The sequence below is a fragment of the Sphingomonas sp. 77B genome (assembly GCF_056497825.1).
The window spans coordinates 1,434,744-1,450,297 of the sequence record NZ_JBWMBY010000001.1; the positions used below are offsets into that span (position 1 = coordinate 1,434,744).

The 15,554-nt window shown below is 64.1% G+C and carries 10 protein-coding genes and 1 tRNA gene; 7 read left to right on the forward strand and 4 right to left on the reverse strand.

Going from position 1 to position 15,554, the window contains the following annotated elements:
- Positions 1–32 precede the first annotated feature (32 nt).
- Positions 33–1,019 carry an NADP-dependent oxidoreductase gene (locus AC1GI4_RS06645; RefSeq protein WP_479630364.1) on the reverse strand — a complete coding sequence of 329 codons (987 nt, stop codon included), beginning with the start codon at positions 1,017–1,019 and terminating at the stop codon, positions 33–35.
- Positions 1,020–1,119: 100 nt separating this feature from the next.
- On the reverse strand, positions 1,120–2,412 hold the full coding sequence (locus AC1GI4_RS06650; RefSeq protein WP_479629016.1) for a DUF2171 domain-containing protein: 1,293 nt from the start codon (positions 2,410–2,412) through the stop codon (positions 1,120–1,122).
- 248 nt (positions 2,413–2,660) lie between these two features.
- Between AC1GI4_RS06650 and AC1GI4_RS06655 the strand changes: the two genes are divergently transcribed.
- Positions 2,661–2,736 (forward strand) — tRNA-Ala (locus AC1GI4_RS06655).
- 185 nt (positions 2,737–2,921) lie between these two features.
- Here the strand turns inward: AC1GI4_RS06655 and AC1GI4_RS06660 are convergent.
- On the reverse strand, positions 2,922–4,169 hold the full coding sequence (locus tag AC1GI4_RS06660) for a PQQ-dependent sugar dehydrogenase (protein ID WP_479629017.1): 1,248 nt from the start codon (positions 4,167–4,169) through the stop codon (positions 2,922–2,924).
- A gap of 92 nt (positions 4,170–4,261) precedes the next feature.
- Entirely contained in the window at positions 4,262–5,014 is a 753-nt protein-coding gene (locus tag AC1GI4_RS06665) for a FadR/GntR family transcriptional regulator (protein WP_294269004.1), read from the reverse strand.
- A 318-nt stretch (positions 5,015–5,332) separates the two neighbouring features.
- Between AC1GI4_RS06665 and AC1GI4_RS06670 the strand changes: the two genes are divergently transcribed.
- From AC1GI4_RS06670 to AC1GI4_RS06695, 6 genes are all read left to right on the forward strand, one after another.
- Positions 5,333–7,045, forward strand: coding sequence for a GH39 family glycosyl hydrolase (locus AC1GI4_RS06670; RefSeq protein WP_479629018.1), 1,713 nt, complete (start codon positions 5,333–5,335; stop codon positions 7,043–7,045).
- Positions 7,035–8,306: an MFS transporter gene (locus AC1GI4_RS06675; protein ID WP_433909916.1), complete on the forward strand. Its 1,272-nt coding sequence runs from the start codon at positions 7,035–7,037 to the stop codon at positions 8,304–8,306. Before AC1GI4_RS06670 ends, AC1GI4_RS06675 begins: the two co-directional genes overlap by 11 nt.
- Positions 8,303–9,481 (forward strand): L-rhamnonate dehydratase, encoded by a 1,179-nt coding sequence (locus tag AC1GI4_RS06680; protein ID WP_479629019.1) that lies wholly within the window; start codon positions 8,303–8,305, stop codon positions 9,479–9,481. The genes AC1GI4_RS06675 and AC1GI4_RS06680 overlap by 4 nt, the downstream gene beginning before the upstream one ends.
- Positions 9,481–10,341, forward strand: a complete 861-nt coding sequence (locus AC1GI4_RS06685; protein WP_433909914.1) for an NAD(P)-dependent oxidoreductase — start codon at positions 9,481–9,483, stop codon at positions 10,339–10,341. Before AC1GI4_RS06680 ends, AC1GI4_RS06685 begins: the two co-directional genes overlap by 1 nt.
- 616 nt (positions 10,342–10,957) lie before the next feature.
- The gene (locus AC1GI4_RS06690) at positions 10,958–13,885 is read left to right on the forward strand and encodes a TonB-dependent receptor (protein ID WP_479629020.1); all 2,928 of its coding nucleotides are present in this window, start codon (positions 10,958–10,960) and stop codon (positions 13,883–13,885) included.
- A gap of 156 nt (positions 13,886–14,041) precedes the next feature.
- Entirely contained in the window at positions 14,042–15,118 is a 1,077-nt protein-coding gene (locus AC1GI4_RS06695) for an RICIN domain-containing protein (RefSeq protein WP_479629021.1), read from the forward strand.
- Positions 15,119–15,554 lie beyond the last annotated feature (436 nt).

Genomic DNA, 15,554 nt, shown 5'->3' on the forward strand with positions numbered 1-15,554 from the left:
GCCTGCGGGAGGGAAGCAAAAGGGGCCTCGCCTTACAACTTCACCAGCATCTTGCCCTTGTTGCCGCCGGTGAACAGCGCCAGGAATGCTTCCGGCGTCCGGTCCAATCCCTCGAACACCGTCTCCTCGCGCTTGAGCTGGCCGTCCTTCAGCATCCCGGCCATGTCACGGTAGAAGTCCTGCTGACCTTTGAAGTCCGATACGATGAACCCCTGGATCCGCACGCGATTGCCGATCAGCCGCGCGAGATATTTCAGGCTCGTCGGCTTGGCGTCGTTATACACGTCGATCATGCCGCAAATCGCAAAGCGCGCACCCGGCTTGGCATGAGCCAGTGCCGCATCGAGGTGATCGCCGCCGACATTGTCGAAATAAACGTCGATGCCATCGGGCGCAGCCTCGCCCAGGGCGTCGACCACCGACTTGCCGCCCTTATAATCGATCACCGCATCCGCGCCGAGCGAGCGCACCCAGTCGCATTTTTCCGCGCCACCGGCCGAACCGATGACGGTCATGCCCTTGGCCTTGGCGATCTGCACCACCGTGGAGCCGACCGCCCCGGCCGCCGCCGAGACGAACACCGTGTCGCCCGGCTTGGCCTCAGCCACCTGGAGCAGGCCGTAATAAGCGGTCATGCCGGGCATGCCGAACTGGCCCAGATAGGCCTGGGGGTCGACGCCCAGATCGGGCAGCGGCTGGACATGCGCGGCGGGCAGCACCGCCTCGTCGCGCCATCCCGCCATGTGGCTGACCAGTGTACCGACCGGGATGTTGTCGGCGCGGCTCTCGACCACTTCGCCGATCGCGCCGCCCTGCATCGGCTCGCCAAGCTGGAAGGGCGGGACATAGCTTTTCGTGTCGTTCATCCGACCGCGCATATAGGGGTCGACCGACAGCCAGCGATTGGCGACCCGCACCTCGCCCTCGTTCAGCGCGGGCAGGTCGCGCTCGACCAGCGCGAAGTCACCGTCGACGGGGGTGCCCTTGGGGCGGGCCGCCAAGGTCCAAGCCTTCATCATCATATCCTTTTCTTGCGTGGGAGCGGACATGGGAAAGGGCCCGGGTGAAATCCACCCGAGCCCTCCAAGAAAAGTCACTCATTCGTGACGTTTTTCTTTATCAGTAACCCCGATTGGTGTCCGAGGTCGTGCCGGTGGTGCCCGTCGTCGTGCCGGTCGTTGCCGTGCTGCCGGTGGCGGTCCCGGTGGTGTTCTGGGTGGAGCCGGTCGTACCAGTCGCACTCTGGCCGTAACCGCTCGTCTGGCCGCTGGCCTGGCCACCGCTTTGCGAATAGCGGTTCGCCTGACCGTAACGGTCATTCTCATTGGTGCGATCGCCGAACATGGCGCGCGCATTTTCCTCGTCCCGCCACTGGGCCTTGGCCTCCTCGGCGGTCTTGGTCAGCGTGACCTTGTCCTCAACCGACTTCAGCCAGCGCGACGGGATCGAATGGTGCTGGCCGCCCGCATCCTTGTCGTTCTTGGTCAGCAGGATGCGGTCGCCGCGCACCTTGTCGACGGTGCCGACATGGCTGCCGTCCGAACCGACGACTTCCTGGTGCTCCTTCACCTTGGGCAGAAGGCCGCGCTGGCCTTCGCGCTCGGTGCGCCAGCTCGAGAACTCGTTCTGGAACTTGGTGCGGTTCTCGCTGCGATATTCGTCATAATCGCGGTCGAGCGCGGCGATCTGGCCCGAGCGCCAGTGATTATAGTCATGGTCCTGCTGGGCGTAGTAACGCTCGTCCATGCGCGCATCGGCTTCGCGGCGGCGTTCCGCCTCCTCGTCACCGAACCACGAACGGACTTCGTCCCCGGCGCGGGCGAAGAAGCCGCGATCCTCATAGTCATAGCCCTGCGGCTGGCGGCCATAGTCGCGGCCCGACTGCTGCTGACGACCATAGTCCGAGCGGTCATAGCCCGAACGACCATAGTCGCTGCGGCCATAATCACCGCGACCCTGGCGGTCGTCCCGGCCGTAGCGGTCGCCGGTATAGCCGTAGCCACGCGATGAATCGCCATAGCTCGACGCACCACGATAGGTTTCACGGCCGGAGTCGCGATCATAGCGGGTCTCGCCGCCACGATAGGCGCCGTACTGGCCCGAGCGGCCTTCGCCGTAACGGCCTTCGTTCTGGCGGCCGCCAAACTCCTGGCGACCGAAATCCTGACGCGACGCGCCATAGCTGTCGCGGTCATAGCCCTGACGGCCATAGCCCTGGTTGCCATAATCGCGCCCACCATAGCCGCGACGGCTGTCGTTGCGGCTGTCATTGCGGTCGTCGTCGAACGCACCGGCGGCTTCATAGTCGCGAGCGCTGGAATAGGTGTAGTCGCGCCCCGAGCCATAATCCCGGCCATAGTCGAAGTCGCGGTCGCCACGATTGGCGTCGCGGGAATAGCGGTCGTAAGCCATCCTAAACCCTCCTGAAATTCGATCCTGCGGGGGCCGACGCCGCTCGTCCGGCGGGTCGTACCTTCCGAGCGTTTCAATGAGGCACGAACGGACATGTTCCGTTGGCGGCGCGCCAGCCGCGACGGATGGAGTGATGCGGAAGGCCGAAAGCCGCGGAATTTTTTTGAGGATAGCCCGCAAAGCGGTGTTGCGTCGCCCCCGATCACCGGCTAATGGCGTCGCTCCCGACCATGGTCGGGATACGCGGCGGGGCTGTAGCTCAGATGGGAGAGCGCTGCAATCGCACTGCAGAGGTCAGGGGTTCGATTCCCCTCAGCTCCACCAGCCGCCCATTTAAAGAGACAGATCCTTTTGCGATCGCCTCTTATATAACCCCGATCATTTAGTTGGTGCCGCAGTCTTTCGATCGGTCATTTCATCAATGGCCGTTATACGCGATCCGAACGGCCCCCGCCCGCGTTACGGGCGAAGACCGTCGGAACGACCTGCAATAGCCTGCCGGATGCGGGTCAGCCCGCGCGCTGCGACGTCAATCGGAGCAGGCGACCGCCCGAGCCATCTTCCAATACCCATAGGGCGCCATCCGGCCCGGCCATGACCGCACGGATACGCGCGCCCATATCCCACCGATCGGCTTCACGGGGTACGCCATTGTCAAACGCGATTCGGCTCAACGAGGTGGAGGCCAGTCCACCGACAAAGGCCGATCCCTGCCATTCGGGGAACATGCGGCCGTTATAGAATGTCAGCCCCGCCGGTGCGATCACCGGCGTCCAGTACAGGGCGGGCTCCTGGAACTTGCGGTTCCCGGCATGCGAGGGGATCGGGGTGTCGTCATAATTCTTGCCGTACGACACGACGGGCCAGCCATAATTGCGCCCAGGCTCGATCAGGTTCAGTTCGTCCCCGCCCTGCGGCCCCATTTCGGTTTCCCACAACCGCCCCTCGGCGTCGAAGGCCAGGCCATAGGGATTGCGGTGGCCGGTGGACCATGTTTCGGCCGGTGTCAGATTGGGAGCCGGAATCTTGACGGTGCGAACCGGCGCCTTGGCGGCCGATCCCGAATTCTCCGATGGATCGATCAGCCCGATGCTGGTCCCGCCGACCTTTCCGGCACCCGGATTGCCGGGGGCAGGCTTGCCGTCGAGGGTCAGGCGCAGGATCTTGCCCAATGCCTGGTCGGGGTCTTGCGCGGGGGTGAAGCGCTGACGCTCGCCCGATGTCAGGAACAGGTAGCGGCCATCGGGCGAGAACGCGATATAGCCGCCGAACTGGCCGCCCGCACCGCGCGGCAACTGGCGCCAAATGACCTGCAGATTGCGAAGCATCGGCTGCGCGCCCGTCAGATCGAGCGTCGCGCGGGCGAGCGCCAGCCCGTCACCACCTTCGCCCGGCTCGGAATAGGTCAGGTAGACTTGTCGATCCTGCGCGAAAGCGGGCGACGTCGCGACGAACAACAGACCGCCCTGCCCTTCGAAATGCACGGTCGGCACGCCGCCGACCGGCGTCTTCTGGCCGGTGGCGGTCACCACCCAAAGGTGTCCGGGCTTTTCGGTCACCAGCATCCGTTGGTCGGGCAGGAAGGCCAGCGCCCATGGGGAATCGAACGTCGCGACCGGCTTGATCTTGAAGGGCTTCACCTTCTTGGCCTGCACCGATCCGTAATTGACCGGCGGCGGCAAATCCTTTGCCGACGGTTGCTGCGACGAAGGCGAGGCGTTGCACCCGAGCAGCAGCAGCGGCGTCAAGCCGGTCATGACCGTACGATACAAGATGGAGCCTTTCTATAAGGGGATGAGTGGGCGCCGGAGCGGGCGGGATCGACGATCGCCACCGCCTGCGCGTCCCATCAGGACATGAACGGAACGGGGTCTTCGGGGACGTAGATGCCGGTGTCGGCAAACGCGTTGTCGACCAGAACCGACATGGCCGCCGCCGCCGCCGCGCCGTTTCCGGCAACGAACGCCTCGTACACGGCATGGTGGTCGGGCATGGGATCACGGTTCTGCTTGCCCTCGTCCCGCGCGAAGCGGGTGGTCCATTCGATCGCGGCCGCAATCGAATTCGACAACGTCACCAGCGGTTCGTTGCGGGTCGCCTCCAGGATCAGCAGATGGAACGTCTTGTCCGCGGCGCGCCCCTCCGTGGTCAGCAAGCCGTGACGCCCCATCTCCTCCAGCGCGTGCCCCATCTGGGCAAGTTGGCGACTGGTCCGCCGCCTGGCCGCCAGTGCCGCCGCCGAGGGCTCGACGATGCTGCGTAGTTCGAAGATGCCGCGAATGAACTCGGGGTCGGGACCGGCTTCGAACATCCAGCCGAGCACGTCCAGATCGAGCATGCTCCAGCGACTGCGCTCAGTCACCAGCGTGCTGCTCTTCACCCGGTTCTGCACCAGCCCCTTGGCGGCGAGTACCCGGATCGCCTCGCGATAGGCCCCGCGCGACACATTGTTTTCGGCACTGAACCGCTCTTCGCTGAGCAACGGCGTACCTGGCGCCATCCGCCCGCTCACGATCGCGACCCCCAGGTCATGCGCGATGCCGCTGCGGATGCCGACCGGACGGTGCGAGGGAATTTCCAAGAAGATGTCGTCTTCGACCATGGCGCAATTGGACCGCGCGGCCGCCATTCCGTCAACCCCCTTAATCACCAATCTTGTGCGACCAGTTTTCAAGATTGAGATTTTGGTGTTGCGTTCCGCAGTAAAGTTTGTGCAATCTGGTCGTACAAGATTTCGAATCAAGGCTGGGGCAGGCGCAAAGGGGGGAGCGTCGGCCAGCAGCGGTGCAGCCCCCCGCCATGCGCTGTCGCATGACCCGAGGCACGGCCTCCTGCCCGACCGCGAGGAACGGCTGCGCGGCGGTGCGACGGTCGCCTCTGGCGCGAAGACGACTCGATACGCGTTTGGAGGAGAGACCCGATGTCCCGTTTCGCGACCATGACGGCAATGACTGCCGCCATGCTGGCAGGATCGCCCGCCGCTGCGCAGTCCGCACCCCCCCGCCCTGCCGCAACGACGACCCAGCAAGCGGCGGTGCGCGACGTGACGGTCACGGTCGACGCGGGCAAGCCGGTCGGCGCGCTGCCGCCGGTCTGGCGCTTCTTCGGCGCGGACGAGCTGAATTATGCGACGATGAAGGACGGCCGCAAGCTGCTGGTCGAATTGGGCAAGCTGCGCGAGGGGGAGGTCTATTTCCGCGCGCACAACCTGCTCAACACCGGCGACGGCACGCCCGCCTTCAAATGGGGCAGCACCAACGTCTATACCGAGGACAAAAACGGCAACCCCGTCTATGACTGGACGACGGTCGACCGGATCATCGACACCTATCTGGCGCGCGGCGTTCGGCCCTACCTCCAGATCGGCTTCATGCCGGAGGCGATGACGACCGCGCCCGCCGGAACGCCCTATCAGCACAGCTGGCGGCCGGGCTTCGCCTATCACCAGATCATCTCGGGCTGGGCCTATCCGCCCAAGAGCTACGACAAGTGGCGCGAGCTGGTCTATCAATGGACCCGGCACAATATCGAACGCTATGGCCGGGCCGAGGTCGAGCGCTGGTATTTCGAGGTCTGGAACGAACCGAACGGCGCTTATTGGGAAGCGTCGCGCGAGGATTTCTTCAAGCTGCACGATTACGCCATCGACGGAGTCCGCCGCGCCCTGCCGACCGCCAGGGTGGGCGGGCCCGACACGGCGGGCTCGGGCGGCGAGTTCATGGACGCCTTTCTGAAGCATGTGTCCAGCGGCACCAATTATGCCACCGGCCAGACGGGCACGCCCACCGACTTCCTCGCCTTCCATGCCAAGGGGCAGCCGGAGTTCGTCGACGGCCATGTGCGCATGGGGATCGCCACCCAGCTTCGGGAAGTCGATCGTGGCTTCGGCAAGGTGACCTCGATCCCCTCGCTGGCGAACAAGGCGGTGGTGATCGGCGAAAGCGATCCGGAGGGCTGCGCCGCCTGTCCCGGCCCCGAGAACGCCTATCGCAACGGCACCATGTATTCCAGCTACACCGCGGCCAGCTTCGCGCGGATCTGGGACCTGGCGGTGCGGCGGCGGGTCAATCTGGACGGCGTGTTGTCCTGGGCGTTCGAGTTCGAGAATCAGCCCTGGTTCGCCGGCTATCGCCAGCTGTCGACCAACGGGGTCGACCTGCCGGTGCTCAACGTGTTCCGCCTGTTCGCCAAGATGGGACCAAAGCGGATCGCCGCGACCAGCAACGCGCAGATCCCGCTCGACACGATCATGAAGGACGGCGTGCGGGGATCGGCCGATATCGGCACGCTGGCGACGCGGACGCCCGATGGACGGATCGCCGTGCTGCTGTGGCATTACCACGACGACGACGTGGCTGGGCCGGTCGCGCAGGTGAAGCTCGACATTGCGGGGACGAAGGCGGCGTCGGCGACGCTGTGGCGGGTCGATGGCGACCACGCCAACGCCTTCACCGCGTGGCAGCGCATGGGATCGCCCCAGTCGCCCAACGACAAGCAATATAAGCAGTTGGAGGCCGCCTCGGTCATGCACGAGGAGACGGTCGCCGCGACGGGTTCGACGCGCGGCGGGCGGTCCTTCACCGTCGCCCTGCCGCGACAGGGCGTCGCGCTGCTGGTGATCGATGGCCGTTGACCGTCCTGCGTCGGGCGTCGCGCTGGCGGGGCGCTGGGGCATTGCGCTGCTGATCGCGGCCGCGATCGCGATCAGCTATCTCGACCGGCAGACGCTGCCCTGGGCGATCAAGTTCATCGAGGCTGACATCCCGATCGGCAACCAGACGAAGGCGTTCCTCGATAGCGCGTTCCTCGCGACCTATGGGCTGATGTATCTGGGCGGCGGCTGGCTGCTCGACCGGATCGGCACGCGCCGCGGCTTCCTGGTCATCATGATCTTCTGGTCGCTCGCCTGCGCCAGCCACGGCCTGGCGGGCGGCGTGGTGGCCTTGGCCGCCAGCCGGTTGCTGCTCGGAATCGGCGAGGGCGGCGGCTTTCCCGCCGCGACCCGCGCCGTCGCCGAATGGTTTGGCCCGCGCGACCGGGCGGCGGCGATCGGCCTGGTCAATGCCGGGACGGCGGTCGGCGCGGTCGTGGCACCGCCCCTGATCGCACTGATCCTCGCCAGGGTCGGCTGGTTCGGCCTGGCCAGCTGGCGCTGGGTGTTCTTCCTGACCGGGGCGATGGGGCTGGCATGGTCGGCGTGGTGGTTCGCCCGCTATCGCACCCCGGCCGTCCCCCGCGAGACGCACGTCGATGCAAGCGACGCGCCGACGCTGCGCGCGCTGCTGCGTCGGCGCGAGGTGGCGGGCGTCGTCGGCGCCAAGTTCCTCAGCGACGGGGCATGGTATTTCTACCTGTTCTGGCTGCCCAAATATCTGTTCGAGGCGCATGGCTTTGACCTGAAGCAGGCCGCGACGATCGGCTGGATCCCCTATGCCGCCTCGGGCGTCGGCAGCCTGCTGGGCGGCTGGCTGTCGAGCAGGCTGCTGGCGGGCGGCCGCTCGGTCAATGCCGCGCGCAAGATCGCACTGGCGATCAGCGCGGCGATGATGCCCTGGGTGATGCTGGTCCCCCTGACCCAATCGATCCCGGCGGTGCTGTTCCTCTTCAGCCTGGCCTTTTTCGGGCAGCAGAGCTGGTCGACACTGGTGATGACCCTGCCGACCGACCTGGTGCCGCGCAGCGCGCTCGGCCGCCTTGCCGGACTGGTCGGCATGGGCGGCGCGTTCGGCGGCATCGTCATGGGCCAGGCGGCAGGCTGGGCGCTCGACGCCGGGCTTGGCTACACCCCCGTCCTCGTCGTCGCCGCGCTGCTCCACGTCACCGCGTTCGCGCTGATCTGCGCCACGATTCCCGTCATCCACCGTCTCGATTTCACCCGAAAGGTTCATTCGTGAAGATCACCGAAGTCCGTACCCGCGTCGTGGAATGGCGTGGCGAGACCCAGCCCCTGCCCCCGCATTTCTGCACCAATCCGATGGACCTGGTCGCGCCGATGATGACGCGCGAGACGATGGCGACCTTTACCTTCCACGGCTGGCTGATCGTCGAGATCTTCACCGATCAGGGTCTGGTGGGCATCGGCAATGCGGCGCTGTCGCCGCGCATCACCAAGCAGATGATAGACCAGTATCTGGCGCCGCTGCTGATCGGCCAGAATCCCTGGGACACCGAGTTCCTGTGGCAGCACATGTACCGCAAGACCATGGCGTTCGGGCGCAAGGGCGTGGCGATCGTCGCCATCTCGGCGATCGACATCGCGCTGTGGGACCTGATGGGAAAAGCGGCGAAGCAGCCCTGCTATCGCCTGATGGGGGGGCGGACCAAGCCGCGCATCCCGGTCTATGCCAGCCGCCTCTATTCGATCGCGCTCGAGGAGCTGGCGGCCGAGGCGAGCCGCTACAAGGGCGAAGGCTATGGCGCGATGAAGCTGCGCTTCGGCTGGGGGCCGACCGACGGGGCCGAGGGCATGGCCCGCAACATCGATCTGGTCCGCACCGTCCGCGAGACGGTGGGCGACGAGATCGACATCATGGCCGACGCGTACATGGGCTGGAGCCTGGATTACGCAAAGCGGATGATGCGCCTGCTGGAACCCTTCAACCTGCGCTGGCTGGAGGAGGCGATCATTCCCGACGACGTGCACGGCTATCACGAGCTGCGCCGGTTCGGCAGCACGCCGATCGCGGCGGGCGAGCATGAATTCACCAGCTATGGCTTCCGCCAGATGATCGAGGCACGGGCCCTCGATTACATTCAGTTCGACACCAACCGGGTCGGGGGCATCACCGCCGCGCGCAAGATCCAGGCGCTGGCGGAGGCTTATTCGATCCCGGTCGTGCCGCATGCCGGGCAGATGCACAATTATCATGTGGTGATGGCCAGCCTGAATTCGCCGATCGCCGAATATTTCCCGCCCGTCGACGTCGAGGTCGGCAACGAACTGTTCTGGTACATCTTCCAGGGCGAGCCGGTCGCCAAGGACGGGTTCATCGATCTCGATGACGATGTGCCGGGCCTGGGTCTGACGATCGACGAAGCGGCACTGGCCAAGTTCGAGGTGATCGAGTGATGATGAAAATCGCTATTCTGGGCACCGGGATCATGGGATCGGGCATGGCCAGCCGCCTGCTCGAACAGGGCATGCCGGTCACGGTGTGGAACCGCAATGCAGCGCGCGCGGCGCCGCTGGCGGACGCCGGTGCGGTGATCGCGCCGACACCGGCGGATGCGGCGGCGCAGGCCGACCTGGTCATCGCCATGGTGGCCGACGACGATGCCTCGCGGCAGGTCTGGCTGGGCGAAAATGGTGCCTTCGCCGCGATGCGGCCGGGCACGATCGCGGTCGAATGCAGCACGCTGACCCATGGCTGGATCGGCAAGCTCTTCGACGAGGCCGCGGCTCATGGCATTTCGTTGCTCGACGCCCCCGTGACGGGAAGTCGTGTGCAGGCCGCGTCCGGCACGTTGCGCTTTCTCGTCGGCGGTGAGGCGGCAAGCGTCGCCAAGGCACAATCGGTGTTCGACGTACTGGGCTCGGAGACGATCTATCTCGGCCCCAGCGGCAGCGGCGCGATGCTGAAGCTGATAAACAATTTCCTGTGCGGCGTGCAGGTTGCCGCGCTGGCCGAAGCCATGGTCGCGATCGAGCGCAGCGGCCTGGATGTCGAGGCGGCGTTTCGGTTGATCGGCACGGGTGCGCCGGGCAGCCCCTTGGTGAATGCGGTCGGCGACCGGATGATTCAGCGTGTCTACACCCCGCAATTCCTCATTCCGTTGATGGCCAAGGACCTGGGCTATGCCGAACGGACCATGAAGGAAATGGGCATCGAATCGCGGATGGCCGCCCCTGCGATATCCCATTTCCACACGGCGGCCCGACAGGGTCATCAGGAAGATGATATCGCCGCCGTCGTCGAGCATCTGCGATGATGCCCGGCGCCGCGACCAAGCTGCCGGTGAAGGCCATGCCAGGTCGGGACGGATGATGGACCAGGGGCCCCCTATTTGGCATTCGATCAACGGACGCCGCTCCGTTCGACCGCCGACACCGGCCATGGCCTGCCCGGGCAAGACGAAGCAGCGCATCGAGTCGCCCTGACGGGCGGGTCGTCGGCGCTGCCCCGCGTCCAGCATTGGGCGGCAATCCACATTCTGAAACCACCCTGTTTTGCCAGCTTTATTGACTGACAAATGGTATGGCAATTGCCTGAAATCTTTGGCTTCCGTTGGCATCCGCTCACCTCTTTTGGCTTCTGCGCCAAAGGAGGAGCTAATGCCTTGTTGTATTTTGAAGAGTGGCCTCCAGAAAATAACGCTAGAGTATAGAAATATACGACTTTTTTTCAAGTGGTTATAGATAACTCACCTTGACCACTTCAGTTTGGATCGCTCAAGCATTATAAATGGTATGTTGTATAAAATACACATGCATAAAAAATTATTTATATATTTTGTCACAATTCATTGACTCAAAAGCCACTCTTGTCTGACATTTTCTGCACTGGACGGCAATGAGGCTGGCAGCACAATCGGGGAAGGGGGGGCGATGAAGCGCCACATATTGATGCTGTCAGCAGCCCATATAGCGCTGCTCATCATGCCTGCGCAGGCGCAGGCTGCGGGATATCCCGGGGCACATGCGAGTGACGGGCCTGCTGCGAAACCTGCCGGGACGGAAACGTCGGATCAGGCGGGCAGCGGGGCGAGTGAAGACAAGAAATCGAAGCCATCCAAGGATGCCGACACCGGCCAGGATGCATCGTCCGCCGAACAGTCCAATGACATCGTGGTCAACGGGTTGCGGGGCAGCATGGAAAGCGCGGCCGCGCTGAAGAAGAACTCCGACTCGATCATCGACGTCGTGGTGGCCCAGGATATCGGCAAGCTACCTGACGACACCGCCGCCGAAACGCTTGCCCGACTCGCCGGCGTCCAGGTGCAGCGCTACAATGACGAGGTCAGCGGCGTGTTGATCCGCGGCCTGCCCGACGTCGCCACCGCGTATAACGGCCGCGAAATCTTCACCGCTGAGCTGCGGCGCGCCCAGCTTCAGGACTTCCCTGCTCAGGCACTGGCCGCGATCGAGATCTACAAGTCGGGCACCGCGGACCTGATCGAACCGGGCCTTGCGGGTCTGGTCAATGTCCGAACCCGCCGCCCATTCGATTTCAAGGGTCGGGAGATCGCGGGCGGCCTGCGCGGCACATATAACGACCAGAGCCGGTTGTTCGACCCGCAGGGCAACATCCTGGTGTCGGATCGTTGGAACACCGGCATCGGCGAGATGGGGCTTCTGGTCAATCTGACCTATGCGCAGTCGCAATTCCACAACGCGATCCGCTACAACAGCACCAATATCACCGACACCAGCCCCGCATCGATCATCACGCCGAAGCCCGCGACCACGCCGCTTCGCCATCCCTACAGCGTCGGCCTCTACAATCCAAGCGGCAAGCGCTATCGTCCGTCGGGCAATTTCTCGTTCCGATGGGCCCCCGCCAGCAACGCCGAAATCTATCTGGAAGGCATTTATCAAGGCTATCGCGGCCTGAATGTCACCGACAATTTCGACGTCGATCTGCGCGGGCGTGCGCCGGTGCAACCCGGGCAGACGCAGGGCACCGCGCCGACGCTGAGCGACGTCGTGCTGGTCGGCAATACCACCCAGATCAAGAGCATGACCAAGTCGGGCGGCTATCGCCCCGGCATTTATCGCTCGACCAACCGCGATGCCACCAACACGTTCCAGATCGCGACCGGGGGCAAATGGAACAGCGGCATCGCCACGCTGTCGACCGATTTCGCCTATAGCAAGAGCAACTACCGCAATACCGAGCACAGCCTGGACTCGGCATTGACCACGGCGCCCACGGTAAAGGTCGACTTCATCAATGACGGGGGCGCGGCCTTCTCCTTCCCCGATTATGATTTCTCCAATCCCGCCAACTATATCTGGCGCGGCTATTTCGAGAAGGATTACAAGGTCAACGGCAAAGGCTGGCAGTGGCGCACCGACCTGACGCTGGAACCGGAAATAGCGCTGCTGCGCAAGCTTCAGTTCGGCTATCGTGTGACGAATCGCGACGCCAATTACATCACCGGCAATCGCTACGCCTATACCGAGCAGTTGAAGATTCCGTTTGCCAGCCTGCCGATCGGTAAGCTCTCGATGAGTCCAAATCCGTTCCGCGGGGCGGTTCAGGGCTTTACGAGCTACCTCGTCCCCACCTTCCAGGGCGTGGACGGCAGCCAAGCCCAATTGCGCGATCTGTCGCGCAAGGCGCTTCAGCAGCTGGTCGCGCTCAACCCCAAAGATGACGGGTACAAGGAAGCACTCACCAGGTTCCAGAGCGAAACGGTCCCGATGGACCCCTATTCGCAGTTCCACGCGAAGGAACAGAGCTATGCGGCCTATTTGCAGGCGAAATATGGCTTCGATGTCGGTTCGATCGCGATCGACGGCGTCCTCGGCCTGCGTGCGGTCAACACCGTAGGCCGCTACTCGGGGCTCTCGGCCATCACCGTGGGCTCCGTCACCACGGCGACCCCGCGAGAGGTGCATCAGAATTATCTGGACCTGTTGCCCAATGCGAGCATGCGGATCATGTTCACCGACAAGCTGCAGCTTCGCTTTGGCTATACCTTCACTCGCACGCGCCCGGACTTCGGCACGCTGAATCCGGCGGTCTATATCGAGCGGGTGGTACGCGATCCCACCCGGCCGGCCGATCCGACCGATCCCAATTCGCGCATCGAGGCTTTCGGCTCGGGCGGCAATCCCAACCTTCGGCCGCTTACGTCGCATAACTACGACGTTTCACTCGAATATTATTTCTCCAAATCGGGATCGGTCACGGTCGCGGCGTTCAACCATGACGTCAACGGCTTCATCGATTACTTCACGCGCTATGTGCAGGATCCAGTCTTCGGGTTCATGCAGGTCAACCGGCCGGAAAACTCGGGTGACGGCAAGATCAAGGGGGTCGAGGCGAACTTCCAGACCTTCTTCAGCTTCCTGCCCGGTGCGCTCAAGGGGCTCGGCGTTCAGGCCAACGTCACCTATATCGACGGCAAGAACCGCCAGCCGCAATATAATACCGAGACCGGCGTCTTCACCTATGGCAAGCTCGTCAAGATCACCGGCCTGTCCGACTGGACCTATAATCTTTCCGGCTTCTACGAACGCAACGGCATCCAGGCCCGCCTGTCGTACAACTGGCGCGATGGCTATGTCCGGGCCTATGGCGTCGATATTCTCAATCGTACGACCACATGGCGCACCAAGCCGATCAGCCGCCTCGACCTTTCCATGAGCTACGACATCACCAAGGATATCACGCTCGGCGTCGATGCGACCAACCTGCTCGCGAAGCCATTCAACAACTTCTCGACAGATAATTACGGTTACGAATACGCGCAGGATGTGCGCGACGAAGGCCGCTATTACGGCGTCGGTCTCCGCTTCCGCTTCTGACGCTTATCTTCCGGCACCGCGTCCCCGGGCGCGGTGCCGACTATTTTACCCCGGCACATCCCATCGCCGTACCGAATTTCATGGGATGGTGTCCGATCCTTACGCCCTGACAGACCCCTTGCGATTATCCATCCCGTTTGGAAAGTTGAACCTGAGATGCGAACAAAGCGATACGCCGTGACGGTCCTCGGGCCGATCGTGCTGCTGGCGGCGTGCGGCGGCGATAATGCGCCTGCTCCGGCTCCGACGGAATCGCCCCGTCCGACGCCATCACCGTCACCCTCGCCGTCGCCGTCGCCGTCGCCGTCGCCATCGCCATCGCCATCCCCGACAAGCGCAGCGATCGCGCCCTATGAGTTGGGGACGCTCAGCTATACGCTCGACCCCGGCACTCCTGCCGACAAGGCGACCGCCATTCGCGATGCGATGGATTTCGCGGTCAGCCAGAGCAACACGCTGGGGGCCTTCACCGGCAATGTCTATGTGTCCTACAGCGCAGGCACGCCGACCGCCGATGCCAGCTACCGCGGGACCATCCGCTTCGGCGGGACGATCAATCGCCGGGTCGCCCTGCATGAACTGGCGCACTGGTTCGGATCGGGCACGACCGATGAATGGGGACGCCTTGTCAGCGGCGGCCGCTTCACCGGCGCTCGTACCACCGCGCGGATCAAGGCCTTTGATGGCCCCAATGCCTATCTGAATGCCGACGGACAGCATTTCTGGCCCTATGGCCTGAATTATGATGACGAGTTCTTCGAAGCGCAGCGCAACACGCAGATCGTGAGTGCACAGGTATTTGATATGGGCCTGGGCGAGGATGCCACGGCCGCGATCGCGGGCAACCGACGCTTTCAGAACCGATCGAGCAGCAATGTTTTGCAGGCCGCCGCCGCGGGTTCGGCGCCGACGCAGGACGCCTCCGTCGCGGGCAGCGCGCAGCAATGGCGCGTGACCTATGCCGACGGATTCATCACCCTCGCCAATCTGGCTGACGGCCGCATGATCGAAGCATCGGGCGACGGCAGTGATGCCGCCGCCACGATGGCGGCCGCCACCTCCTCGCTGACGCAGCAATGGGAGATGATACCGAGCGGTGACGGCTGGTTTATGCTGCGCAATCGCTCGACCCGCAATTGCCTCGACAACAAGGGCAACCTAGCCGCCGGTGCCGCAATACGCCTGGGGACGTGCGGCCAGCAGGCCAGCCAGCAATGGCGGCTGATCCGCTGATGGGGTCTTGGCGGGGCCTCGCCCACGGCTTGCGCGAAATCGCGGGCTGACGCCCATCTGTCTCGTCGTCGGGTCCACAGACAATCCCGTTTAGGACTCCCTGCAAAACGCCCTCTCCGCCATCCCGGCGGAGACCAGGTTCCAGTTGCGGGGTGACTGTAGGTTAGACCGTGATGACGTTGCCTTGAACCAATGAAAGCCCCTCCCCTTCAGGGGAGGGGTTGGGGTGGGGCCTCGCCACGAACTGCACGCCTGCGGAGGCGCCCCACCCCCGGCCCCTGGTAGCGTCCGCGGTCGTGGTGTAATTTCCCGGTGTAGATGACGGTGTATGCCGGGGTGGGGCCGAGGCCCCACCCCGGCGTCGGCGTCTCGGTGGCCACCGGGCTCATCGGTTAAGGTGGAAGTGTCGAGCTTCACCAACACCCGAGGAGTTTTT

Bases quoted from the DNA above. Each gene is read 5' to 3' on its own strand.
- AC1GI4_RS06645 (WP_479630364.1), bottom strand. From the start codon at position 1,019: ATGATGAAGGCTTGGACCTTGGCGGCCCGCCCCAAGGGCACCCCCGTC.
- AC1GI4_RS06650 (WP_479629016.1), bottom strand. From the start codon at position 2,412: ATGGCTTACGACCGCTATTCCCGCGACGCCAATCGTGGCGACCGCGAC.
- AC1GI4_RS06660 (WP_479629017.1), bottom strand. From the start codon at position 4,169: ATGACCGGCTTGACGCCGCTGCTGCTGCTCGGGTGCAACGCCTCGCCT.
- AC1GI4_RS06665 (WP_294269004.1), bottom strand. From the start codon at position 5,014: ATGGTCGAAGACGACATCTTCTTGGAAATTCCCTCGCACCGTCCGGTC.
- AC1GI4_RS06670 (WP_479629018.1), top strand. From the start codon at position 5,333: ATGTCCCGTTTCGCGACCATGACGGCAATGACTGCCGCCATGCTGGCA.
- AC1GI4_RS06675 (WP_433909916.1), top strand. From the start codon at position 7,035: ATGGCCGTTGACCGTCCTGCGTCGGGCGTCGCGCTGGCGGGGCGCTGG.
- AC1GI4_RS06685 (WP_433909914.1), top strand. From the start codon at position 9,481: ATGATGAAAATCGCTATTCTGGGCACCGGGATCATGGGATCGGGCATG.
- AC1GI4_RS06690 (WP_479629020.1), top strand. From the start codon at position 10,958: ATGAAGCGCCACATATTGATGCTGTCAGCAGCCCATATAGCGCTGCTC.
- AC1GI4_RS06695 (WP_479629021.1), top strand. From the start codon at position 14,042: ATGCGAACAAAGCGATACGCCGTGACGGTCCTCGGGCCGATCGTGCTG.